Below are 23,718 nucleotides of genomic sequence, written 5' to 3'. Positions count from 1 at the left end.
GCGGTGACAGGAAGCCAGGACTTCCTGCGGGCAGACGTCCGGCCTGCCGGCCGGCAGCTGCGGGCCCTCGGCGCGGAGACTGGCCGCCCTCTGAGCGTGGCCCGAGCCAGTGGTACCCGATGCGCCGGGACCACTGGCTTCTCGGCCCTACCATGTGCATGGTTGGAGCGTGGCGGTGCGGTCAGAGCCGACCTGCCACGAAGTCGGCCACCTGAGCGCCGAGTTGCTGGCCCGCGTGGTTGTCAAGGGAGGTGTGCTGGCCGGACCAGATCCGGCTGAGCCACGCTTCGGTGGCGGCGTCCTGGAAGCCGGTGAAGGTTCGAGTGACGCCCTTCGAGGTCACCGCAAAATGATGCCGCGCCCCGTAGAGTCCGGCGAGCGTCGTTGCCGCAGCCTGGCTGAGAGCGCCGTGAGCGCCCGGATAGGACGGATCCGGTGCGGTCGGCAGCAGAGGGGTCCAGCTGGGATCCCCGACGATGCTCGGGTTGTAGTGCGTACCGCCGAGCCGGATGGCGGTCACGGGCCGCCATACGCGGTAGGCGTACTTGGCGTCGTACATCGCGATCGCGGTGTCGGCGAGGGACAGGTCGAGCCGGGCGAAGACCTTCACCGCCTTCTCCAGGTTCGCGTTCTGGGAGGTGACGAGGTTCTGCGTGATCTGGTTCCAGACGTTCCATACGGGTGCCGCCGCCCAGAACTTCGCGGCTGCCGTCTGATCGGGAGTGCGGGTGCTACTGGTCTTGCTCCCCAGGCTCTTGACCTCGTTCAAGGCGGTGGCGTACGCGGCGCTGCTCACGGCCGGCGGCGGTGCCGGGCGGAACTGCCGTCCGTCGGCCAGTACGAACGGCTTGACCGAGCCCCAGTCGGTGAACACCGGTGTCGGGAAATTGGGAGGGGTGGGCCGGTAGTCCCCGGCCTTGTCGCCGGGGCGGAACCGCGGCGGCTTGGCTGAGGATCCGTCATTGGACCGCAGGGTGATCAGCCTGCGGGCGACCTCAGCTCCCACACCAATACCCGCCTGCTTGCCCGGGCCGCCGGATATCGCGGACAACTGGCTGCTCAGCCGCTGGTTCAAGCCTGCGCGCCTGGCCGGGTAGAGGGCGACCAGCACATCGTGGGCCGCCTGGTCCGCTGCGGCGTCCGCACGAGCGCCTCTTGGCGCCGTCACCGAGAACACGTAGGCGGGGCCGGCCCGGGTGATCGATACCACCGCGTCGTACTCGGCAGCCTGCAGAAGCGCGAAGCTGCGCGTGGGTTGGACGGTGGACGGCTGCGCCTTCGGATTGCTGAGGATGGTGACGAGCTCGCGGTTCCACTCCACGACCGACATCCCCGACCCCGTCGCGGCGGTGCGCAGGGCCGGCGAGTGAGCGGTGGTGGACCCGAAGGCCGGGCCGGCGAGTCCGGCTGCCAGCGCGGCTCCGGCAAGTATGGCGAGTGTCTTCTGCTTTCCACCCATGTTCTGTGGCTCCTTGTCGCTGGTGGCGGGCTGTGACAACTGGCGGTCATGCGCGTGGCTCATCTGTGTCGGCCACGCGAGCGTGATGGTGTCGGGGTGGTGCGGGCCGGCAGCCAGGTCGAGATGGCGGCGGTCGTGGAGGACGAGTTGCTCGGCGGGTTCCGCGGCAGCTGCGACGGGGCCGGGGTCGTCCAGGGCCCTCCGGTCCATGAGGGCCTTCCGGCGTAGCAGCCAGGCGCGTTCGGCTCCGGGGGCCAGCATTGGGTGCATCTCGCGGCGCAGATCTGGCGCATGCGTATATGCCTCGTGCGAGGGCGGGGCGTCGATGCCCTTGCCGCTGTTCGGTGTGACGTCCACGCTCACACCTCCGCCGGTACGCAGGGGCCGGCGCCGCAGCGTTGACACAGCACCGTGTTGTGGTGGGGGCCGCCGCGATCGAGTGCCGATGGGCGGGCCGCGGACCGCATGGGCACCTGGGCCGGGCCCGGGCAGCCGTCGATGGGACACGGCTTGTGGGTCGCGAAGGACCACTCGGCGGGGGCGTCGGGTGACCCGACGCCGCGGCCGCCCCCGGTAGCCCGTCGCTGTGCTGCAGTGCCGGCCCCGGCAGGGGGTCGCAGCTCGTGCGGAGCGTCCGGCCCGGTCATGGCGAGCACCTCAGGCAGGCGCGGACTTCGCGGCCGCTGCGTGTCTGGCGAATCTCGGTCGACTGGGCAAGGAACTGGACGATGCCGGTGCCACGGCCGTGTTCGTCGGAGGCGATGCCGGGGCGATGACGCTCCACGGCCGCGCCGGAGTCGGTGACCACGATGTGCAGAGTTTCGTGGTCGAGGGCGAGCAGCAGGGTCATGCGCTCATGGCCGTACTGGGCAGCGTTGGCGGCGAGTTCGTCGACGATGAGAATGGCGGAGTCCCGCTCACCCGCGGGCACACTCCAGGTCTCCAGCAAATCGGCTGCGAAGTGACGAGCGGCGGAGACGTGCGCCTCCTGCGCCGGCAGGGTGAGCAGTGCATGGCGGCGGCAGGGCCGGCCGAGCAGTGAAGTCGGGCTGGGGGAATCGGTCACGAACATGGTCTTCTGGCTCTTCTGTCGATGTGCGGAGACCGGAACGGGGTGACCGCAAGCAATTCGGGGGTGGTCGGTAGGCCGGATCCTGATCCTGCGTGGGCGCGCTCAATCAGTTCCACGGACGACACATGCCGGACGGTTCGAGCGATTTGCCTTTTTTGTTCCGATTCTTGCGAGTCATGTCAATGTCGGCGCCTGTCTGGGCTCAGCTGCCTCTGTCCAGAGCACGCTGTTGCGCGGCTGGACTGGGCACCGGCAGCTCGGTCCCCTCGCCCGTGGTCTTCCGGACGACCCCGTGGAAGCGTCGCGCCGTAGACCGGGACGGACGTCCGTGCCTGCATTTCGGCTGGATCGCGGTCCTCCGCGTGCAGACGTGATGGATCCTCTTCTCCGGGTTGTACGGACTTCGGGAAAAGTAGTGTCGTGCGCGCCCCGTCGGCCCGCTCATGCATGAAGTCAGCTGTGGACTGGGCCGGTTCGACGGAGCGGGGGCGAGAGTGACCAGGGCCCGGAAACCGTCGGCGCGTCGCGAGAGGGGCCAGGGTGTCGGTTTTCGCCTCCTCCGGCGGAAGCGGGGATGTATGCCGCCGCACCTCTTTCGCACAGCCGTGCCCGCCCGTGTACGCGGCCGGCACCCGCGGGGCCCGGCGCGGGATGACCGGCCTGCCCCTGCGGAGGTCGCGTGACGGAAGCAGGCCAGAGCCCCACGACCGAGCTGCAGAACTGCCCCGGTACCGACACAGCCGCCCGAGACAGGTCGTGCAGGGGAAGCAGCCGCCGCAGCTGACCGGCCCCGCGATGTGTGGCACCACCCCCGACAGATCGATCGGATGGCTGCTTCAACCCACCCCTCGACCCTCGACCTGCTGATCGCGTACGCGGATGGCCTTCACCTTGATCAACCTGGCCGGGGGTGATCCTTCCCGGCCGGCGGCGGCCGACTCGACCATCAGCCGCCTCCGCGCGCTGGCTGCCGCTCAGCCCCTCGGCCATACAGGTGCCGGTGTCGGCCTCCGAGGCCGCCACACTCATCGGCCGCGAGCCCTTGTCGGACGGTCCCGCAGATCCCGGAGCCACGCGATGCGGCGGGATCGAGGGGCTACAGTGATCACGAGCGTGCCCGTCCAGCCGGTGTCACGGGCAGAAACCTCTTCCATTGCCATCAGCTGGACGTCCTGTGCGCGCCCCTCCAGCTCGGTCCACCGGTCTTGAGGGCGGCCCGGTGCTTGTCGAATGTCCGGGGTCCCTCGCCGCGGAGCGCCCGGCCTTTCGAAGGCGACGTCGTCTTGGCCTCTTGTGCCACCAATCCTCACGCCCTGCTGCTGCCGTCATGCCACTGGGCGACCGGCCGCCCAGTGACATGACCGCCATGGTCTGGCATCACGCTCGGATGGTGACCAGCTTCTGACCGTTACCCGCGAGGATCTCGAAGTGCTCGATGGCTCCCGGAGCCATGGCGACCGCTCCTGGGATCGTGGTGCCGGGAGGGTACTCGCCTGCCCGCCAGGTAGCGCCGTCCGTCCTGGCCCCGCCTGGCCCGACCGCCTGCAGCCGACAGGTGATTCCGGCGGGCGCCCCGCCTGCGGAGATCTGCAGAACACTGCCCCAGGCAGAGGGCGAGACCTTCACCGAGGCGGAGACGCCGGTGGTGGGGTCGCTCCCGGAGAAGGTGCGCCAGACGGTCGGCGCGGTCGGCCCGGGCGGCCTCGCCTGACTGCCCACGGATCCGATGGCCGCCAGCCATGTGCCACCAGCCGCTGCCGCGATGAACGTCAGCGAGACTGCAGCGCCGGCCAGTTGCAGACGCCAAGACCTGCGGCGCCTGGCCGCAGCCTGCTGGAGCAGCCTCTCCAGCACACCCCCCTCTGGGGTCTTCGACACCGCGGGCGCGGCGGGCCGTTCGGGCAGCGGGGAGCCCTGCGCGCTTTCGGCTGCCCGTACCATCAGTCGGTCGGTCAGGTCCGTTTCGGCCGCCGGCACCGTCTGGCCCGAGGCTTCGGCTTCGGTCACCGTCGCCAGCAGCGCAGGCAATCCCGCCAGCTGGGCGTGTTCGGCCCGGCATTCGGTGCATGCCGCGAGGTGGATGCGCACCTGTTCCATTTCCGCCGAGGGCAGCGTGCCCAAGACGTAACCTCCCAGCGTCAGCCGGAGGGCGTCGTGCTCCGCACTCATGGTCGCCGCCTCCTGCCCGCCACGGTCATGGCTCGATCCCCCGTTCCTGCAGCGCCAGCCGCAGGGCGTGCAGGGCGTAGTACGTCCGCGACTTCACTGTGCCGAGCGGGATGCCCAGCACCTGTGCGGCCTCCGCCATGGTCCGGCCCCGGTAGTAGGTCTCCAGCAGGACGGCGCGGTGGTCCGGGGACAGTGACCGGACGGCTTCGGCAACCGCCCAGCTCTGCAGTGCCTGCTCGATCTCGTCCTTGCCCGGCTTCTGCTCGGCGGCTCGCTCCAGCACATCGCCGCCGGCCTCGGCCGGCCTGGACTGCCGGGCCCGGTGGGCGTCGATGACCAGGTGTCGAGCGACCGTACACAGCCATGCCCGGGCCGGGCCGCGTGCGGGGTCGAACGCGGCGGGATGCTGCCACGCCCGCAGCAATGTCTCCTGCACCACGTCCTCTGCCCATTGCCAGTCTCCTGAGGTCAGTCGCAGCACGTAGTGGAACAGGGCTCCTGCGTGCTCCGCGTACAGCGTGCGCAGCAGTTCCTCATCCGCGGTCGAAAGGGTCCCTTTACCAGAGACACGGTGCGCGGAGCGATCCGGATCGGTCCTTGGACCACGTTTTCGGGAACTCCAGGGCATAACACGATCATCAGGCATATGCGCTGATTTGTCCCGCACGAACAGCTCGGTGCCGGTCACGCGCTGTGAGTACTGCAGATGGTACGCCCTTGCGGCGTTACGACCTCGCCATGATCAAGCATGCACGGATCCGGGACCGGCTGAACTGCAGCGATCCCATGAAGTCCCACAAAAGGTGCGTATCCATCGAACCGCAGGAGCCATGCCGTCCGTGGAGGCGAACAAGAACCGGCTTACGCGCAACTCCTCATCGCTTCCCCTGCGGCAAGGGGTGGAACAGGGGTGACCGAAATGCACCAGGCGACGCACGCGCTCTCACCACCGGCCCCGCTCCCCTGCCCCCGTGCATCGAAGCCGGTGCCACTCTGCAGCCCCGACCGATGTCCAGCACACACCACGCCGATGACGCTACGCACAGTGATCGGCGGCTGTGCGGCGACCGGGGCAGAGCTCCATCCGGGCCAGTGTGCCCATCACCCGTATGGGCGACGCCGACCTGCCCCGAGTCGCTCGCGGCTGCCTGCTCGGGCGAACTGCCACGTGTCGCCTTCGTCTTCGTGGCGTGGCAGGGCGGATGCGCAGCGCGGAGCACCTCGAGGCGGGCAGCCGGCACGGGGCGGCACCCAGGCTCGCTCGCCGGGTCCGTGAGGGACGCGTGCCCATGAACGCGACATCCACCACATCCCTGCGGTTGCGTGCGCCCGAGCCGGCGCAGTTCCCGTCTCCGCCTGATCAGTGAGGAACGCACACCATGTACGTGAACCTTCGCCCATCAACTCGGCGATCCCGTGCTGCGGCCGGGCTGGCCGTCGCCACCATCGCCACTGCCGGTGCGCTGGGGCTCCTCAGCTCATGCGGCCCGTCGTCGCATTCCTCGTCCGTCGGGGCCGGCGCCATCACGCCCGGTCCGGGTCAGCACCAGACCCCCGGGATGCCCGGTGCCACGGGGTCGGGGAAAACGGCGGGCTCCGCTCCCGGCGCCTCCCCGATGCCCAGCATGAGCATGCCCATGAGTACCTCGAGCACGGGCGCGGCGGCCACGCCGATGACCGGGAATGCCGTCGCGATCAAGAACTTCGCCTTCTCTCCGGCCACGCTGCAGGTCAAAGCGGGCACGACGGTGACGTGGACGAACCAGGACACCGACGCCCACACCGTCACCAGCGCCGCATCGGGTGGCCCCCTGCACTCGGCCGCCCTGGCCACCCACGCCGCCTACAGCTACACGTTCACCAAGCCCGGCACCTACGCCTACATCTGCACCATCCATCCGTTCATGACCGCCACCGTGGAGGTGACCCGATGACCGACTACTACGACCGTCACGACGGAGCACCGGCCGACGACGCCGGCCGGCCTGAAACCGAACACGGTATGACTCGGCGTCAACTCATGCGTCACGCAGGATGGTTCGGCGGCGCGGTGGTGCTGACTGTGGCCAGCGGAGAGGTGATCAGTCACATCGCGGACTCCCGGGACACCAACGCCGGGGCTGCCGCCGGGGCCGTCGCAGCGGGAAGCGACGCGCTGCGGTTCGTGCAGGTCTCCGACAGCCATATCGGGTTCCAGGGACCGGCGAACATGGACGTGGCCGGCTCATTCACCGAAGCGATCAACCAGGTCAACACACTCGGATTCAGACCGGACTTCGTCATGCACAGCGGCGACCTGACCCACCTGTCCACGGCCGGGCAGTTCGACCAGGTCAAGCAGATGATGACCGGAATGAAGACAGACCGCGTCTTCACCGTACCGGGCGAACACGACTCCATCGGCGATGCAGGCCGCGCCTACCGGCGGACCTTCGGCATGGGCACGCTCGGTGACGGCTGGTACAGCTTCGACACCCACGGCGTGCACTTCATCGCCCTGGTCAACACCCTGAGCCTGGAGAAACTCGGGCACCTCGGCAACGCGCAGATCGACTTCGTACGCAAAGACCTGGCGGGACTGCCATCAGACACCCCCGTCGTGGTCTTCAGCCACATCCCGCTGTTCGCCATGTACCCGAAGTGGGGCTGGAGCACCGACGACGCCCTCAAAGTCATCGCACTCCTGCGCCGCTTCTCCTCCGTCACCTGTCTCAACGGGCACGTCCACCAGTTGTTCACCAAGACGGAGGGCAACATCACCTTCCACTCCGCCACCACCACCGCCTACCCACTGCCCAAACCGGGCCGCGCCCCCGCCCCCACGCCCCAGGTCGTCCCTGCCCGGCAGCTCAAGGACGCACTCGGCATCCGCAGCGTCGGCTACCGCCAAGGCGACCGCGAACTGGCCATCAAGGACCAGAGGCTGGCATGAACACCCAAAGATTCCTCGTCCCCACCCTGCGGGCGGCGACCGCCGCAACCCTCGCCGCGGGCGGATACATCCACGCCCAGCTCTACATCGACGGGTACCGCTTCATCCACATCATCGGCCCCCTGTTCCTGCTCCAGGCCAGCGCATCCTTCGCACTGGCTGCCCTGCTGCTGATCGGGACACCACCCCCGCTGCTGAGGGTCTCCGAGGCAGGCGTCGCGCTCGGCGCCCTCGGCGGCTTCACCGCTTCGCGCACCATTGGCGTGTTCGGATTCACCGAGCGCGGTCTGCAACCGGCACCACAAGCCGTCCTCAGCCTCCTCGCCGAAACCGGCACGCTGCTGCTCCTCGCCGTCTGGCAAGTGAGCGCGACCAGACAACGCCGCGCTGCCCGACCGCCCGTCAGTACACCCATCCGGAACCGACCCATCACCCGTACACCACCCAACTGAACCACCACCACGACGGGTCACGTCCGCGGCGTTCTCAGCCCTGTGATCCTCGCCCGGAGCCGACGCCCACTACCGTCGTCGACGCGAACGAGGGGACTGGCACGCAGACGCCCAGCGACACCTGTTCAACCGCCTGATCGGGCAGCTCTAACACTGCCTCCAGACCGGCGACTGTTCGACGAACACCTCACGTTCCCCTCTGAACTGGCCGCTGCCGCTTGACACGTTGGTGTCGTGAGATGTCTCGGTGGGCAGGAGGCCGTCCCCGCCCGCTCAGCCCCGACGACGAGTACTGTCGGGGAGCGGCATCAGACAGCGCGAACACCCATGAGTTCTCCGCCGGCCACGGAGCAGTTGTTGCCGCAGGGCATCAAGCCGGGCCGTCCGCCCTTGTGGACACGACGGCAACTGATGGACCGCATGCGGTGGCGGACCCGGACCAGTGTCCCCTGGCACGATGTTCCGGAACGGTACGAGCCCTGGGACCGGGCCCACGCCCAGTTCCGCCCGGTAGCGCGACGGCACCTGGACGGGGATCGGGGGCGATCCGACTGCCCCGGCTCGGTCGTGGGCGACCCCGAAGGAGACCGGACCGGGTGCGGGCGATCAAAGGGCGAACGTGGTCGTCGCTGTTACGGAGGTCGTGTCATCGCATCCCTGGTGGCATCGGGTGCAGAGCATCGCTCGAACGGTCCAGCCAGGGCGCGGGTGGCTGCCCCCGGGGGTTTCGTGGTGTTGAGCTACGCGAGACCTGGATGTCCATCACTGGAGACGTCATGCGATCCCGATCCACGCTGCCTCGCATCACTATGGCGCTGATCCTTGCCGTCGGCGCCCTGATGAGCGGCTGCACCAGCGCCCCGTCCCAGTCGTCGTCGATGATGTCGTCGCCGTCGCCCTCGCCCTCGTTCGCCGAGGGTGCTCCGCTGCGGGAACCGGCGCAACTGGTCAGCCACAACGGGCTGCTGCGGGCGGATCTCGTCGTGGAGAGACGGCGCGTGAACCTCGGCGGCCACGCATTGTGGGCGCTCACCTACAACGGCAGTTACATGCCGCCCACGCTGCGGATCCGGCCGGGGGACAAGATGGAGTTGGCCTTCAAGAACACGCTCGGCGAGGAGACCAACCTTCATGTGCACGGTCTCCATGTGTCACCGAGCGGCGACGCCGACAACATCTTCCTCCACATCCATCCGGGCGAAACCTTCCACTACTCCTACCAGTTCCCCAAGACGCTGCGCGCCGGCACCTACTGGTACCACCCGCACCCCCACCACACCTCCGCGCCGCAGGTCGCTGGTGGCATGTCGGGCATCCTCATCGTCGACGGCCTGCAGCAGTACCTTCCGGCGAACCTGCACCACATCACCGAGCACGTCATCGCGCTGAAGGACTTCCAGCTCCAGGGCGATGCGATCAAGACCCAGGGGCTGCACATCGGTGCGCCCACCCATCGCACCGTCAACGGCCAACTGAACCCCGTCATCCGCATCCGGCCGGGCGAGACCCAGTTGTGGCGGCTGGCCAACATCAGCGCCAACATCTACTACAAGGTCCGCCTGCGGGGCCAGAAATTCCATGTGATCGCGCACGACGGGACACCCGTCGACCGCATCTGGACGGCCGACTCGCTGCTCCTCGCGGCCGGGGCCCGCTTCGACGTACTGGTACAGGGCGGTCCGGCCGGCCGCACCGAGCTGGAGACGCTCCCGTACCAGACCGGACCGGGCGGCAATTCCTTCCCGCAGGCGACCTTGGCCACCCTGGTCACCGCAGGCCCTTCCACGCGACCGGCGACGCTGCCCACCTCGTCCTTCGCGCCGACCGTGGATCTGGCCCACGAGAAGATCGCCGTACGGCGCACCGTCGTGTTCTCCGAGAACGCGGCCGGCACCAAGTTCTACATCAATGGCAAGCAGTTCGACCCCAACCGGGTGGACCTGCGGGCCAAGCTGAACACGGTCGAGGAGTGGACCGTGGTCAACGAAAGCAACGAGGAACACTCCTTCCACGTGCACACCAATCACTTCCAGCTGATGAGCATCAACGGCCGTCCGCACCAGGGCCACGGCCTGCAGGACGTCGCGAACGTCTCCGCCCACGGGCGGCTCGTCATCCGGATGCGTTTCAAGGACTACACCGGCAAAACCGTCCTGCACTGCCACATCCTCAACCACGAGGACCGGGGCATGATGGCGGTGCTGGACATCGAGAAGTGACACACGGCGCTGCGAGCGGGATCAGCCGGCGGCGCCGAGCGCGGCGCTGACGCCGGCGATGACCGCTCCGCCGATAGCGATCGAGACGAACGAGCGAAGGAAGCCCGTCTTGAAGAAGCGCCAGCGAATCCAGGCCAGGGTCACCAGTTCGAGGGTGATCGTGACCAGTGCCACGGCCAGCGCGAGGCGGTATTGAGGGATGAGGAAGGGCAGGGTGTGCAGCACTCCGCCGAGGAAGGTGCCCGCCCCGGTGATGGCTCCGCGTAGGTAGGGGCTGCCGCGGCCGGTCAGGTCTCCGGTGTCGGACAGGCCTTCTGAGAAGGCCATGCTGACACCGGCGCCGATGGCGGTGGCCAGTCCGGCGAAGAACGCGTAACGCGACTGCTGAGTGGCGAACGCCACGGCGAAGATCGGGGCCAGCGTGGACAGCGAGCCGTCGATCAGGCCGTTCATGGCGGGTTGCGCCCGCTGCAGGAGGAACGATCGCTCGACTTGGTGTTCGGAAGGGCTCACTGCCGTGGTGGTGGCGGTCATGGTGTGTCTCCTGGCTGATCAATACCCCGTCAGGGACTCGAGGGAGAGGCCGGGGAGCAAGCGCGTGCCGTTGTTCCCCGGGGCGGGGAGAGCGGGTCGTGTCTTCGAAGCTCGCAGAGGCCCGTCCGCTGCGGTAGCGGCCGTAGGCTTGAGGGGATACAACCCCGGCTTGCAGCTGGGAGGGCGGCTCATGGCTCTCAGTACGCATGTTCCCGACCTGGCCGCGCTGGAATTGTTGCTGGGTGTGGCCCAGGAGGGCAGCCTGAACAGCGTCGCCCGGGCGGTGGGGGTGAGCCAGCAGGCGGTCTCGGCGCGGATCAGGGCCATGGAGGCCCAGACCGGCGTCACGCTCGTGCACCGGAGCCCGCGCGGCTCCAGACTGACCGCCGAAGGTGTCGTGATCGCGGAATGGGCCGCCCGCCTGCTGGGTGTCGCCGCGGAGATGGACGCCGGGATCGCCGCCCTGCGCGCCGACCGCCGTGACCGGCTGAGGGTCAGCGCCAGCCTGACCATCGCGGAGCAGCTCCTGCCGGGCTGGCTGTCGTCCTTCCGTGCGGCACAGCGGCCGGGAAGCACAGCGCCCGAGATCCTGCTGACCGCGATCAACACCACCACGGTGATCGCCCACGTCACCGAGGGCACGGCGGACATCGGCTTCACCGAGGGCCCTCAGCGGCCGGCCGGGCTCCATGGCAGGGTCGTAGGCCACGACACGCTCGCCGTGGTCGTCACTCCGGGCCACCCCTGGGCCCACCGCCGCCGACCGGTCGGCGCCGCCGAGCTGGCCGCCACACCGCTGGTCAGCCGCGAGGTCGGTTCCGGCACCCTCGACACCCTCACCGCTGCTCTGGCCGCGGTGCTCGGTCCTGGCGCCCCCCAGGTCGTCCCGGCGCTGGCGCTGCCCACCACGGCGGCTGTGCGCGCGGCCGCACTGGCCGGCACCGCACCAGCCGTCATCAGCGAACTGGCCGTCGAGGACGATCTGGCCACAGGCCGGCTCGTGACGGTGCGGACACCGGAGCTCGACCTGCGCAGGACTCTGCGCGTCATCTGGGACGGCGCCTCCACCCCGCCGAGCGGTGTGGCAAGGGACCTGATCGCTCACATCACCCGCCGCGATCAACCTTGGCGGACACGCAGGCCCGCATTCGGCCCGGAGCCGGCCACCGACGCCGGCATGTCCCGCCGTTCTGCCTCCTGACCTCGCCGAACCCGCACCACGCATTCTCTGCGTGCGTCTGCGGTCGCCGGCCTGTCCCCGGCCTCCGGCATCGGCCGACCGCCCCGTCGGGCAGCGTTGGGCAGCCCTCGGAGACTGTGACGCCTGTCCGCTACAGGAACGGTTTGTATCCCGGCAAGCACAGGGCCACTACCGGCGGCTTCCGGTGGGTGTGAGCGTCGAGACAGGAGATTCCACCCACGAAGGGGGTCGACATGCAGACGGTGAGACCGGGCGCATCCGGCCTGGCGGTGACGCCTGTCGCGTGCGGCACATGGCAGTACGGCGCGGACCGGGGACCCATGGCCAAGCCCGCCGCGCTCCAGCCGATCGAATACGCGAGGCCGCTGGGCGCCAACTTCTTCGACACCGCCCGGGCCTACGGGTCCGGCGGCTCCGAGTGGCCGCTCGAAGTGGCAGCGGCAGACGAACTCGGCTCGGCCCGCGAGTCGGTCGTGATCGCCGCCAAGGGCGGCCAGCGCAGGGACGGGGACCGGCTGGTCCACGGCGCCAGGCCGGCATGGCTGCGCAAGGGTCTCGAGGCCGGAACTGCTGCGCTCGCTGAACTGGTGGCGCACGGCCTGATCCATCATGTGGCGGTCCACGACTGCACCCTGGCGCAGATGGCCGACTTCGCCACCGCACTGCCGGTGGAAATCGTCCAGCCGCCCTACCGCCTCATCCGCCGCGACATCGAATCAGACCTGCCGGACCGCCCCGCCGTTCAGGTCGCCATCGTCGGTGGCCGCACCCCGGCCCACCTGGCGGAGTGCCTCGGCGCACGCCACCGCCACCTCACCCGGTCCGACCTGGCCGAGACCGACCAGACCATGACCGCCACAATCCCGTTCGGCGATCCCACCCTGGAGGAAATGTCATGACCACCACCCAGCCCACATCACCGGCCGACACACCGGCCTCCCTCGGCGGCCGCGCGCCGAAGACACCCGTCATCGCCTTCCTGGGCACCGGGCGGATGGGCGGCCCCATGGCCGTGAACCTGGCCCGGGGCGGCTTCCAGCTTCGGGTGTGGAACCGAACCAGCAGCCGTGCCGCCGCCCTGGCCGGTCACGGAGCGTTCGTCGCACACACCCCTGCGGAAGCGGCCCAGAGCGCCGGAATCCTCATCACCATGCTCGCCGACGGGCCGGCCACCGAACGGGCCGCGAACGGCCCGGACGGGTTCCTGGCCCGACGCCCCGGACTGATCTGGGTGCAGATGGCCACCATCGGAGCCCGCTGGTCGGCCCGGCTCGCCGTGGCCGCCGCCCGCCACGGGGTGACGTTCGTGGACGCCCCGGTCTCCGGGAGTCAGGGACCGGCCGAGGCCGGACAGCTGATCATCCTGGCCAGCGGTCCCGATCGTGTACGTGACGTCCTCACCCCGGTGTTCGGCGCACTGGGCCGAGCCACCGTCTGGCTGGGACCGGCCGGCGACGGCACCAGGGCGAAGCTGGTGCTGAACAGCTGGCTCGTCGACCTCGTCGAAGCCACCGCGGAGGCTCTGTCCTTCGCCGGCCGGCTCGGCCTGGACCCCGCCTCGATCGTGGAACTGCTGCAGTCCACCCCGCTCGGCTCGCCGTATGCGGTACAGAAGGCCACCACCATGCTCGCCGGCGACTTCACCCCCGCCTTCGCGCTCAAGCACGCGGTCAAGGACGCCGAACTGGCCGTACAGGCCGCGTGCGGCCTCGGCACCCACCTGCCGCTCATCGAAGCGCTGCTGCCCCGCTGGCGGCACACCGCCCTCGAGCACGCCGACGACGACCTGTCCGCGGTCTACATCACCGCGTGATCGAACCCGCCCGACGAAAGGACGCACGGCCATGAGGACACACGTCGGCCCACCGGCCCCTCCTCGCCGTACACGGCCACGACGCGTCCCCACAACGACACCAGCACGGCGGACCACCACGACCACCCCGGCATCGCCGCCAGGACGGGCGAGCACGGGCGGCTGGGGTTGGCCCGCATCCTGATAGCCGCCTTCATGGTGGCCCTGGGCTTCAGCATCGTGAACGTCGCCCTGTCGTCGATCCAGCGTGAACTCCACGTCTCCGCAGCCTCGGTCCAGCGGGTGGTCACGGCCTGTGCCATCGCCTTCGGCGGCCTGCTCATCCTCGGCGGCCGGGCCGGCGACCTGTACGGGCGCCGGCGTCTGTTCCTCGCGGGGATCGGCGTATTCACCGCCGCATCCCTGGCCGGCGGACTCGCCCGCGGCCCGGTACTGCTGATCGCCGCACGCGTGGTGCAAGGCACCGGGGCCGCGATGGTCGCGCCCGCCGCGCTGTCACTCATCACCACGGGTTTCGCCGAAGGCCCGCGCCGGACCAGAGCACTGGGCCTGTACGGTGCGACGGCGTCCATCGGCTTCGTCGCCGGCCAAGTGCTCGGCGGCGTGCTGGTGGAGTTCCTCAGCTGGCGCTCGGTGTTCCTGGTGAACGTTCCGGTGGGGCTGGCCGCCCTGCTGCTGGCCCCCCATGTCCTGCGGGAGTCGAGACTGGCGCGTGTCGGTCGGAAGCTGGACGCCGTCGGTGCGGTCTTGATCACCCTGGCCGTGGCCGCCCTGGTTTTCGCTGTCTCCCAGATCGCCACGACCGGTATCGGCTCCGTCCCCGTGCTGGCCCGCTCGCACTCTCCATCCTGGCGGGCACGGCCTTCGCGGCGAACGAACACCGGCACGCCGATCCGCTCGTGCGTCCGGCGCTGCTGCACAGCCACGGCTTGCGCAACGCCAGCACTCTCATGCTGCTGCTCGGCATGTGGAACGGCGGTGAAATGCTCGTGCTCTCCGGATACCTCCAGCAAATTCTGCACATGTCGCCGCTCGATGCCGGGCTGAGCATCGCTCCGCAGGGGATGGTCGGACTGGCCACCGGCCTACTGGGCGCACGGCTGACCCGGCACCTCGGCATTCAACGCGTGCTGGTGGTGACCGGAACAGCCGCCACCGCCGGCTTCGCCGCCCTGACCCAGCTCCCCATGGCCGGCGGTTCCCACCTGCCGCTCGCGGCCGTGATGCTCGTCGGATTCGGCACCGCCGGCATGGCATTCGGCAGCATGGTCACCGCGAGCGCCGGAATCGCCGACCATGACCAGGGCCTGGTCGGCGGAGTGATCAACACCAGTCGGCAACTGGGTGCCGCGACGGGGGCGGCGCTGCTTCCCGCGGTCGCCGACGCGGCCGACCGAACGAGGCACACCTGGGCACGGTGTCACCTGCCTCATGTCACTTGCCGACGGAGACGCTTTCGCGTACCCGCCTGCTCGCCCGAATCTCCACAGCGTGACCTCGCCATGCCGTCCTACTCCCGAGTACTCCCAAGTGGTGGGACCGACGTGTCCGAAATAGCGTATGAAGTAGACGCTCCGTGGATGTTCGGTCGATGGAGGGCATCATGACCGACAACACAGCTCCGGACGGGGAATGGAGCGGGACGGAATGCCCGATGGGGGCGTTCGCCCGGCGGACGTTTCTGCAGGGCACCGCTGCCGGCCTCGTCGTCGGAACGGCGGGCGAAACCGCCCTCAGAGGGGGTACAGCGGCCGCCGCAACGGCGCCTGAGGCCGATGCGGAACCCTCGTCTCGGACGATTCCCTTCCACGGCTACCACCAGGCGGGCATCGCCCTTCCCCCTCACCCACAACGGGTCGCCATTTTTGTCGCGCTCGACGTCACCGCGTCCGGCCGCAAGGAACTCACCGAGCTGTTCCGCACGTTGACTGCGCGCGCCCGCTTCCTCACGGCGGGCGGCAGACCGCCCGAAACGTCTCCGACCGCGCCACCGTCAAGCTCGGGCATCCTCGGACCCACGGTCGTGGCAGACGGTCTCACGGTGACCGTAGGCGTGGGCGCCTCTCTCTTCGACGACCGATACGGTCTGCGCGCCCGGAAGCCGGTCCAGCTCGTCACGATGAAGGCATTCGAGCATGACGACCTGGATCCGGCACTGAGCCAGGGGGACCTGCTGCTCCAGATATGCGCCGACAACCGGGACACTACGGTGAACGCCCTGCTCGACATCCTGATGCACACCAAGTCGGCGGCGAAACTGCGCTGGCGCATCGACGGACAGCGCAATCCGCACCGCCCCGTCGGTGTCCGGCGCGACTGGTTCGGTTTCAAGGACGGCATCTCCAACGTCGACACCACCAGCGCCTCCCAGATGGACCAGGCGGTCTGGGTCCAGCCGAAGAGCGCCGAACCGGCCTGGACCGCGGGCGGCACCTATCACGTGGTGCGTATCGTGCACTTCTTCATCGAGGCGTGGCAGAAGGTGCCCGTCGCCCAGCAGGAGCGCATCTTCGGCCGTCGCAAGGCGAGCGGCGCCCCCCTTTACGCGCTGGGCGAGAACGACAACGACAAGTTCGACCCCATCTACACGAACGACCCCCAGGGACTCATCACCCCGCTCAACTGCCATATCCGGCTTGCCAACCCCCAGACCCCGGAGACCGCGGCGACCAGCACCATCCTGCGCCGGAGCTTCGACTACGACCGCAGTCCCAACCTGCCCGAGCTCGACATGGGACACGCGTTCAACTGCTTCCAGCAGGAACTCAACACCTACATCGCCATGCAGACCCGGCTGCAGAACGAAACACTCGTGCCTTTCATCAGCCCTCGGGGTGGAGGCTACTTCTTCACGCTCCCCGGCGTCCGGGACAAAAGTGACTACTACGCCCGCGGGCTGCTGACCTGATACCGGGCCGAACCACCGGACCGGACCACGGCACTGCGCACAGGAGGCGAGATGTTGTCTGCCGCGCGGACCCCAGCAGCGAGCCGCCGAAGCCACGGCGGGACACCACGGCCGGTCCTCGCGGCGGGCGTTGCCGCGCTGGTGGTCCTCTGTGTGCCCACCGCCCCCGTGCACACAGTGGCCGCGGACCTGCCGCCCGCGGCCGCCCGCGCGGACAGCCGCGTCTACGTCACCAACCAGCAGGACGACACCGTCTCGGTGATCGACGCCCACACCCACAAGGTGGTCGCGACCGTACCGGCCGGCACGGCGCCCGAGGGTGTGGCCGTCGCCAAGGACGGCAGGCGCCTGTATGTCGCCGACAGCGGCTCGGCCCGCGTCTCGGTCCTCGACACCCACACCTACAAGACCGTCGCCACGGTGCCCGTCGGCAAGAGCCCCACCGGAGTCGCCCTCAGCCCGGACGGCGGGTCCCTCTACGTCACCAACGGCACCTCGAACACCGTCTCCGTGATCGACACCCATACCCAGCGGGCCTCAGCCACCATCCCCGTCGGCAGGTCCCCGGTGAACGTGGCCCTGAGCCGCGACGGCACCCAGGCGTACGTCGCGAACGCGGGATCGGGCACCCTGTCGGTCATCGACACCCGCACCCACCAGGTCACCCGGCAGCTCCCAGCGGGTCGCTCCCCGGTGGCCGTGGCCGTCACCAAGGACGGCAAGGCGGCCTACGTCGCCGACGAGGTCGGGACGCACGTCCTCGCCATCGCCACCGACAGCGGCAAGGCGACCACCGTCAACGTCGGCACAGGCCCCTTCGACGTCGCCATCAGCCCTGACGGCCGCTACGCCTACTCCGCGAACCTCGGCCCCGGCAACGTTTCCGTGATCGACACCGGCAGCACACACGTCTCGGCGACCATCGCCCTCGGCCCGCCCGGCACCGACCCGTTCAACCTGGCGGTCACCGACGCCGCGATCTACGTCACCAACCAGGGAGCGGGCACCCTCGCCGTCGTCGATTCCGCATCCCACAAGGTCGTCGCCACGGTCACCGTGGGCGCCCAGCCGTACGGGGTGGCGGTGCGCTGAGGCAGCCGATCACGACGAACGGGTTCGCCCCAGGGAGTATCACACCGCTCACGGGGAGTCGCGTGCGGCAGTCGCGCCAGATCCCGGTCCGCGCTCCGCTGGAGGGCGGATCACGCACCGTCTCCGCTGACTCCTCCAGGGCGAACAGTGCCTCGAGGCTCTCTCCGCTGCTTACCTATACCTAGGTCGATCTTGCCCTGCTGGAGCACCTGACTTCGCGCGCCACGCTCCGTCAAGCCGGGTCTTCAAAGGTGAGCGGTGTGGAGGTGTCCGCGGGTTCACCGTCGTGCCGTCGGGATCTGCGGCCTGGCCGCCCGCCTTCAGCGGTCGCAGGTGACGTGGAGGCGGGCCCAGGCGTTGTTGGCGTAGCCCTTTGGGTTCCAGACCGTCGCTGGGGACTCGGGCTGTACGGCTGCGGCGGAGTCCCAGGCGCGGACGAGGACTTCCGTCTCCCCCGCCGGGAGCATGAGCGTGGCGCGCCAGTGCTGCCACGTCCACGGGTTGTCCGGTGCGTTCAGATCGGCGTGGACCCACGTGGTGCCGCCGTCGGCGGACACGTCCACGCGTGTCACCGTGCGGTCGTCGCCGGCGAAGGCCACGCCGACGACCTCGGTAGCTCCGGACGGCAGCCGGGCGCCCTTGCCGGGCCGCAGGATAGCGATGTGAATGACGATCGGCCCGAGCGTGATGCCGTCGCCTGGTCCTGCCCTGTGAGGGTCCGCCTCGGGAGGCAAGAGGCTGTATTCCCACTGGAAGTAGTTGTCGGACGGCTCGGTCTGTGCGGTGATGCACTGGAGCCATTTGACGCTGCGGGCGCCGATGTAGCCCGGGACGACGGCGCGCAACGGGGCACCGTGCGCGACGGGAAGAGCCTGATCGTTCATCGCCCAGGCAAGGAGCACCTCGCTGGAGGTGGCCTTCGCCGCAGGTATTGAGGCGCCGAAGGGCTGTGGTGGGTCGGCGTCCTGTGACACGTCGGCACCCGTGAAGGCAATGTGGGCCGCTTCTGCGTGCAGCCCTGCCTCTGCCAGTACATCCGCCAAGCTCACACCGGTCCACCATGCCGTGGAGATGGCTCCCGGGCCCCAGGGGACCTGGCCGGGTATGTCGCGGAACTCCATGAGGTCGGCGCGACGGTTGCCCGCGCACTGCAAAGTGGCGAGCACTTTCCGTTCGGGGAAGCGGCGCCGCAGGTCGTCCAGCGACAATTCCAGCGGGCGGTCGACCGCGCCGTCCACCCGTAGCCGCCAGCTCGCCCCGTCCACGCGAGGGATTGGGGCATGGTTGCGGCCATAGAAGGTGTCCAGAGGGGTGACCAGGTCCACGAGCGCGCCGGGAGGTGGTTCAGCGTTGTAGGGCTCGGTCTGGTGCACGATCATGTCATCCCGTTTGCCCCATATGCCCATATCGCCACTATGCTCGAAGTTCTTCCAAGCGGCACCTCTGATCTCACTCGGTTTCGGCGACCCGACAGAATGCGCATCGCAGCGGCCTCCAGTAGGAGAGCGAGTCATGGGTAAGGAACGCCCCGGGGACGACACAGACCCATCCCACGCCCGAGATCATCTGGCGAACGAGCGCACCTACCTCGCGTGGCTGCGCACATCCGCAAACGTGATGGCGCTAGGGCTGGCCGTGGCCAAGTTCGTCGACGACAGCCGCACCCGTTCACTGGCCGCAGGCGCTCTACTGATGACTGTCGGAGCGGCTGGGCTGGCCTACTCCGCAGTGCGCTACCGGAGCGCCGCAGCCGATATCAGGCACGAACGACTTCTCGCCGCCAGCCGAACCGGAGGACCACTGACTGCAGGCGCCGTACTGACCGTCGCACTCGCTGCCGCCCTATTGCTGCTCTGGTGACGTCAGTGCGGCCAGGCCGTTGACGCTGGCTGTCGGCGTTGCGGAACCCGAACGCGTTGCGAGCGACGAGCTTGATCACACGATTAATGCCCTCGCTCTTGGCGTTGCTGTACCCGTGTCAATGAACGCGACGCTCTCGGGCCACCAGCGGTCAACGGTGCCGGCGAGGGTGCGGACTTCGGGGTTGTCGGAGTCCGACGAGCCAGGTCAGGAACTTCCTGCGGGTGTGGCCGACTTGTGGCTGTCGGCGCCGGTACGGGCCGGGGCGAGGAGGGTGCGCAGGTTCTCCGTGGCGATCCATGCGCTCAGGAGCATCTGCCCGATCTTGCCCCTAGTCGAACAAGGGGTTCCACATCCATGCGAACTGCTCGTTGGTGCGGTCTTTACGATTGCGTAGCAGGCGTCGTCCGGCCTTCCACTCAGGATCGGTGGCCCGTCCGCGCCGCCCGCGGTCCTGGGAATTGGTGCGGCGCCGCACCAGGCAGAGCATCTTGTTGGCGAGCTGGACGACGTGGAAGTGGTCGACGACCACGAGGGCGTCCGGGAGAGCGGTGCGCACGACGGCCCCAGTAGGTGGCTGACATGTCGTGGCGACGTCGAATTTGCTGCCTCCAGGACAGACCGGACAGGCCACCGGCCAAACCCGCTCCGCCGACCGCGCGGGCTACTGCCCCGTCTGACCTGCGATCGCAGCTGCGGTCGACCCGTCGTGAACCATCGTGAACCCGTTCGGCGTACACGGCGCGAAAGCCTGATTGGTCGTGCAGTCGTTCGCCATTCGCCGACAGATGACCCATCCGAGTGAAGGTCTCCGGCCAAGGTGAGTATGTATAAATTGTCCGTTAGATTCCTTCATGGCTCGAGGCGCTCCGGGTGACCAGCGTCAGGCGTCATCAAGGTGACCTCAGCGCCCCGATGACAAGCATTGCCCTCGCTGGCAGCCATTGCCGAACACGGCGACCAGGCTGCCGCGAAACCTCTCACGCCACGCGGCGCCGTCCTCACGGCTCAAGCGCCACGGCAGCTTGCCATGCGGGTCATCCGCCGGCGGCGTGACCACAAGGAGTGAACATGGGTATGAGAACAACCTTCACCCACACGTTCATAGCGATGGTCGTATACGCGTCAATCACCGCCTGCGTGACGCCCGGGACGCTGGAATCCGCGTCCTCCCCCCTGGATCCGGTGCAGGGCCTCATAGTTGGGTCAAACGCCAGCCCCTCAGCGCATGGCACGCCGATACAGTCTCCGGCGCTGCCCGGGGCCCAGCAGATCTCGGGGAACGACCGGGTGTACACCGCTGACCAGGCCTCCAACACGGTGAGTGTCATCAACCCGGCGACGAATACGGTGCTCGGCACAATCGCCCTGGGAAAACCGCGATTGAGCCCCAGCGCGGACGTGCTGGGAGCCATGTACGACGGACAGATCGACGTCCACGGCCTGGGCTTCTCCCGGGACGGAAAGTGGCTCAACGTGATCGACGTGACCACCAACGCCGTCCACGTCATCGACACCGGGACCAACGAGGTGGTGCGCACCGTGTACGTCGGCCGGTCCCCGCACGAGGGGTTCTTCTCTCCGGACGGCACCCGGCTGTGGGTGGCGGTGCGCGGCCAGAACTACATCTCGGTGATCGACTGGCGGGCGGGCAAGGAGGTCGAGCGGATTCCCACCGAGGACGGGCCGTCGAAGGTGGTTTTCAGCCCCGACGGCAAATTTGCCTACGTCAACCACCTGCGCGCCTTGGTGCTGGACGTGATCGATGTGGCCTCCCGCCGAATCATCCGGCGCGTGGCGATCCCCGCGGAGGCGGGCGGGTCTTCCGACGAGGCCATCTCACCCGACGGCCGGGACATCTGGCTCGGCATGCCCACCAACGGCCGGACCACCGCCGTGCTCAATGCGGCCACCTACCGCGTGGAGGCGGTGCTGCGCACCGGGCCGCGCACCAACCACCCTAACTTCGTCACGGTTGACGGCGTCGACTATGCCTACCAGACCGTGGGCGGGCTGAACGAGACCTTGGTCTACCGCCGATCGCGCAACGGGGCGCCGCCCACGCTGGTGAAGACCATCCACAACAACGGCCACGGTCCCCACGGCATCTGGCCGAGCCCCGACAACACCAGGATCTACATCGCCCTGCAGAACTCCGACGCGGTCGATGTCATCGACACACACACGAACTCGGTGATCAAGACCCTTCACATCGGCCAGTCGCCCATGGCACTGGTGTACGTGGCGCGCAGTACGCCAGCAACCAGCACACACAACCTGGGCCGACAAGGACTGGGCATGCGCACGCAGATCCTCGCCTTGCGCGTATCGGGCAGCTCCGGCCAGGGCACGGCCCTGATCCGGGAACTCCCAGGCATCAACGAAGTCACCATCGGGGCCACCGGGTTGCCACCCAACCAGCAGTTCACCGCCTACGCCGGCGACGGCACCCGCACGACCGCACTGATGTCCATGATGAGCAACCAGTTCGGCAACATCGACGAAGCCCTGTCCTATTCGTACTTCTTCGCCAACCACTACACCTCCGTCGTCCTCAAGCCTGGAGCTCCGTCCGGCGAGCAGGAGTCAGGCACGGCAATGCCTCAGGCATCAGGACCAAGAGGGCAGGGCGGCGTAGTCGGTGTGGTCAACGCGTGTCGGTGACGGGGCCACCGGTCAGCATAGTGATCGGAAATTCGGTGTCCTGAGCCGCCCCGGCCGAGGAAAGTCGACGTAGGCGCCGCCATCAGCCAGCGCCTCGGCTCCCTGCCGGGTCCGGTCCCACACCAGCACATCGAACCCGGCATGCGACAGATTCTGCGCGATGGGGCACGCATGGCAGCGGCGTCCACGACAGCGACCGTCGTCTGCCCATTCCCCTCCCGCCCAGCCGTCACACACCCTCCGGGGACGGGCCGGCGACGGGGACGGCCGCGGCCATCATCGAGTCGATCTCTTTCAGGTCGGCCTCGTCCAACGACAGATCTGCCGCCGCGAGGCTGTCCTCGACGTGGTGGGCACGCCGCGTACCGACGATCGCCACATCCACTCCCGGCTGAGCCAGGGTCCACGCGACGGCCAGTTGACTCACCGTCATGTCGCGGAATGCGGCGAACTCCTGGAGCTCGCGTACGACAGCGAGGTTGCGCCCATAGGTCTCGCCTCGGAAAACGTTGCTCTTCGCCCGCCAGTCGTCGGCAGGGAAGACGGTCTCCTTGGAGAGGATGCCCGATAGCAAGCCGTGCGCGAGGGGCCCGTAGACCAGGACACCGATGCCGTGCTGCCGGGTATAGGGCAGCACCGTGTCCTCGATCTCGCGGCGGAAGAGGTGGTAAGGCGGCTGCAGCGTCTCCACCGGAAGGGTGCGGGAGAACTCGGCCATCTGCTCGGCGGAATAGTTGGAGACGCCGACATGCCGGATCTTGCCCGCCTTGACCAGTTCCTTCAGTGCACCTGCGGTTTCGGCGAACGGCACCTTCGGGTCGGGCCAGTGGACCTGGTAGAGGTCGATGTGGTCGATGCCGAGCGCGGTCAGACTGGCGTCGACACCCTGGCGCAGCGCCCCGGGACTCGCATCCCGGGCGATGCCGGTAGCGGTCCTGCGCAGACCGCCCTTGGTGGCGATCACCAACTCGTCGCGCCGACGCCGCAGTTCGCCCCGCAGCGCGGCGCCGAGCAGTCTCTCCGAGGCACCGAATCCGTACGCCTGGGCGGTGTCGAAGAAGTTCACCCCGAGCTCGCGGGCCCGGTGGATGGCGGCCTTGGCATCGTCCTCGGCGAAGGCGCCCCAGTCGCCCCCCAGCTGCCAGGTGCCGAGGGCGATACGGGAGACCTGCAGGCCGGTCGATCCCAGTGTGGTGCTCCGCATGGTTGTCCTCCGTGCGTCATTGATCGTTCGGTGTTTCTGATGCTTAGGGGCAGGAGGCCCGTTCATCGGTCAGCCGGTTCTGGTGCCGATCACATGCCCGATGACGAAGACAGCGGCCACGGCGCCGACACCCACCGGG

General features: G+C 68.7%; 22 protein-coding genes and 2 pseudogenes. 15 read left to right on the top strand and 9 right to left on the bottom strand.

All coding sequences use genetic code 11. From position 1 onward, the window contains the following. Window positions 1-181: 181 nt before the first annotated feature. The 4 genes from ABT288_RS11965 to ABT288_RS11950 form a co-directional block, all read right to left on the bottom strand. Complete coding sequence (locus ABT288_RS11965; RefSeq protein WP_351605546.1) at window positions 182-1,816, bottom strand: vanadium-dependent haloperoxidase; 1,635 nt, start codon at window positions 1,814-1,816, stop codon at window positions 182-184. A gap of 286 nt (window positions 1,817-2,102) precedes the next feature. Beyond that, window positions 2,103-2,525, bottom strand: a complete 423-nt coding sequence (locus ABT288_RS11960) for an ATP-binding protein (RefSeq protein ID WP_228623664.1) — start codon at window positions 2,523-2,525, stop codon at window positions 2,103-2,105. A gap of 1,383 nt (window positions 2,526-3,908) precedes the next feature. Further along, window positions 3,909-4,700 (bottom strand): anti-sigma factor, encoded by a 792-nt coding sequence (locus ABT288_RS11955; RefSeq protein WP_351605544.1) that lies wholly within the window; start codon window positions 4,698-4,700, stop codon window positions 3,909-3,911. A gap of 25 nt (window positions 4,701-4,725) precedes the next feature. Continuing rightward, window positions 4,726-5,328 (bottom strand): sigma-70 family RNA polymerase sigma factor, encoded by a 603-nt coding sequence (locus tag ABT288_RS11950; protein ID WP_351605689.1) that lies wholly within the window; start codon window positions 5,326-5,328, stop codon window positions 4,726-4,728. Between the two features lie 1,009 nt (window positions 5,329-6,337). Between ABT288_RS11950 and ABT288_RS11945 the strand changes: the two genes are divergently transcribed. The 6 genes and pseudogenes from ABT288_RS11945 (at window position 6,338) to ABT288_RS11925 (ending at window position 10,303) form a co-directional block, all read left to right on the top strand. Then, on the top strand, window positions 6,338-6,634 hold the full coding sequence (locus tag ABT288_RS11945; RefSeq protein ID WP_351605541.1) for a plastocyanin/azurin family copper-binding protein: 297 nt from the start codon (window positions 6,338-6,340) through the stop codon (window positions 6,632-6,634). An 86-nt stretch (window positions 6,635-6,720) separates the two neighbouring features. Continuing rightward, the gene (locus ABT288_RS11940) at window positions 6,721-7,632 is read left to right on the top strand and encodes a metallophosphoesterase family protein (protein ID WP_351605538.1); all 912 of its coding nucleotides are present in this window, start codon (window positions 6,721-6,723) and stop codon (window positions 7,630-7,632) included. After that, on the top strand, window positions 7,629-8,084 hold the full coding sequence (locus ABT288_RS11935; protein WP_351605536.1) for a hypothetical protein: 456 nt from the start codon (window positions 7,629-7,631) through the stop codon (window positions 8,082-8,084). Before ABT288_RS11940 ends, ABT288_RS11935 begins: the two co-directional genes overlap by 4 nt. A gap of 46 nt (window positions 8,085-8,130) precedes the next feature. After that, window positions 8,131-8,306: pseudogene (locus ABT288_RS50175) on the top strand (IS110 family transposase); the annotation flags it as partial. Window positions 8,307-8,411: 105 nt separating this feature from the next. Continuing rightward, window positions 8,412-8,903, top strand: a complete 492-nt coding sequence (locus tag ABT288_RS11930; RefSeq protein WP_351605534.1) for a transposase — start codon at window positions 8,412-8,414, stop codon at window positions 8,901-8,903. Then, a complete protein-coding gene (locus tag ABT288_RS11925) occupies window positions 8,861-10,303 on the top strand; it encodes a multicopper oxidase family protein (RefSeq protein WP_351605531.1) in 1,443 nt (480 codons plus the stop codon). Before ABT288_RS11930 ends, ABT288_RS11925 begins: the two co-directional genes overlap by 43 nt. Before the next feature lie 21 nt (window positions 10,304-10,324). Here the strand turns inward: ABT288_RS11925 and ABT288_RS11920 are convergent, their stop codons facing one another. Continuing rightward, window positions 10,325-10,837, bottom strand: a complete 513-nt coding sequence (locus ABT288_RS11920; protein ID WP_351605529.1) for a VIT1/CCC1 transporter family protein — start codon at window positions 10,835-10,837, stop codon at window positions 10,325-10,327. A 190-nt stretch (window positions 10,838-11,027) separates the two neighbouring features. On the opposite strand from ABT288_RS11920, the gene ABT288_RS11915 reads away from it, so the two are divergent. The 7 genes from ABT288_RS11915 (at window position 11,028) to ABT288_RS11885 (ending at window position 17,851) form a co-directional block, all read left to right on the top strand. Further along, on the top strand, window positions 11,028-12,038 hold the full coding sequence (locus ABT288_RS11915; protein WP_351605526.1) for a LysR family transcriptional regulator: 1,011 nt from the start codon (window positions 11,028-11,030) through the stop codon (window positions 12,036-12,038). Between the two features lie 233 nt (window positions 12,039-12,271). Then, entirely contained in the window at window positions 12,272-12,937 is a 666-nt protein-coding gene (locus ABT288_RS11910; protein ID WP_351605523.1) for an aldo/keto reductase, read from the top strand. Continuing rightward, window positions 12,934-13,851 carry an NAD(P)-dependent oxidoreductase gene (locus ABT288_RS11905; protein WP_351605520.1) on the top strand — a complete coding sequence of 306 codons (918 nt, stop codon included), beginning with the start codon at window positions 12,934-12,936 and terminating at the stop codon, window positions 13,849-13,851. Before ABT288_RS11910 ends, ABT288_RS11905 begins: the two co-directional genes overlap by 4 nt. A 168-nt stretch (window positions 13,852-14,019) precedes the next feature. After that, the gene (locus ABT288_RS11900) at window positions 14,020-14,898 is read left to right on the top strand and encodes an MFS transporter (RefSeq protein WP_351605518.1); all 879 of its coding nucleotides are present in this window, start codon (window positions 14,020-14,022) and stop codon (window positions 14,896-14,898) included. Further along, window positions 14,802-15,458 carry an MFS transporter gene (locus ABT288_RS11895; protein ID WP_351605515.1) on the top strand — a complete coding sequence of 219 codons (657 nt, stop codon included), beginning with the start codon at window positions 14,802-14,804 and terminating at the stop codon, window positions 15,456-15,458. The genes ABT288_RS11900 and ABT288_RS11895 overlap by 97 nt, the downstream gene beginning before the upstream one ends. Continuing rightward, the gene (locus tag ABT288_RS11890) at window positions 15,455-16,759 is read left to right on the top strand and encodes a Dyp-type peroxidase (RefSeq protein ID WP_351605512.1); all 1,305 of its coding nucleotides are present in this window, start codon (window positions 15,455-15,457) and stop codon (window positions 16,757-16,759) included. Before ABT288_RS11895 ends, ABT288_RS11890 begins: the two co-directional genes overlap by 4 nt. Before the next feature lie 51 nt (window positions 16,760-16,810). After that, a complete protein-coding gene (locus ABT288_RS11885; RefSeq protein ID WP_351605509.1) occupies window positions 16,811-17,851 on the top strand; it encodes a YVTN family beta-propeller repeat protein in 1,041 nt (346 codons plus the stop codon). 320 nt (window positions 17,852-18,171) lie between these two features. Here the strand turns inward: ABT288_RS11885 and ABT288_RS11880 are convergent, their stop codons facing one another. Then, a complete protein-coding gene (locus tag ABT288_RS11880; protein WP_351605506.1) occupies window positions 18,172-19,230 on the bottom strand; it encodes a sulfite oxidase in 1,059 nt (352 codons plus the stop codon). Window positions 19,231-19,363: 133 nt separating this feature from the next. Between ABT288_RS11880 and ABT288_RS11875 the strand changes: the two genes are divergently transcribed. Further along, window positions 19,364-19,711, top strand: coding sequence for a YidH family protein (locus ABT288_RS11875; RefSeq protein ID WP_351605503.1), 348 nt, complete (start codon window positions 19,364-19,366; stop codon window positions 19,709-19,711). Window positions 19,712-19,745: 34 nt separating this feature from the next. Here the strand turns inward: ABT288_RS11875 and ABT288_RS11870 are convergent. Further along, a pseudogene (locus ABT288_RS11870) lies at window positions 19,746-19,817 on the bottom strand (transposase); the annotation flags it as partial. Between the two features lie 225 nt (window positions 19,818-20,042). Then, window positions 20,043-20,270 (bottom strand): transposase, encoded by a 228-nt coding sequence (locus ABT288_RS11865; RefSeq protein WP_351605500.1) that lies wholly within the window; start codon window positions 20,268-20,270, stop codon window positions 20,043-20,045. A 518-nt stretch (window positions 20,271-20,788) separates the two neighbouring features. Between ABT288_RS11865 and ABT288_RS11860 the strand changes: the two genes are divergently transcribed. After that, entirely contained in the window at window positions 20,789-22,375 is a 1,587-nt protein-coding gene (locus tag ABT288_RS11860) for a YncE family protein (protein ID WP_351605497.1), read from the top strand. 229 nt (window positions 22,376-22,604) lie between these two features. On the opposite strand, the gene ABT288_RS11855 is transcribed toward ABT288_RS11860, so the two are convergent. Further along, the gene (locus tag ABT288_RS11855; RefSeq protein ID WP_351605494.1) at window positions 22,605-23,579 is read right to left on the bottom strand and encodes an aldo/keto reductase; all 975 of its coding nucleotides are present in this window, start codon (window positions 23,577-23,579) and stop codon (window positions 22,605-22,607) included. Window positions 23,580-23,718: the final 139 nt, after the last annotated feature.

It is taken from the genome of Streptomyces sp. NPDC001093 (assembly GCF_040298985.1).
Taxonomy (GTDB): domain Bacteria; phylum Actinomycetota; class Actinomycetes; order Streptomycetales; family Streptomycetaceae; genus Streptomyces.
The sequence above is the reverse complement of the archived record's forward strand: the minus strand, read 5'-3'. Positions and strand labels throughout refer to the sequence as shown.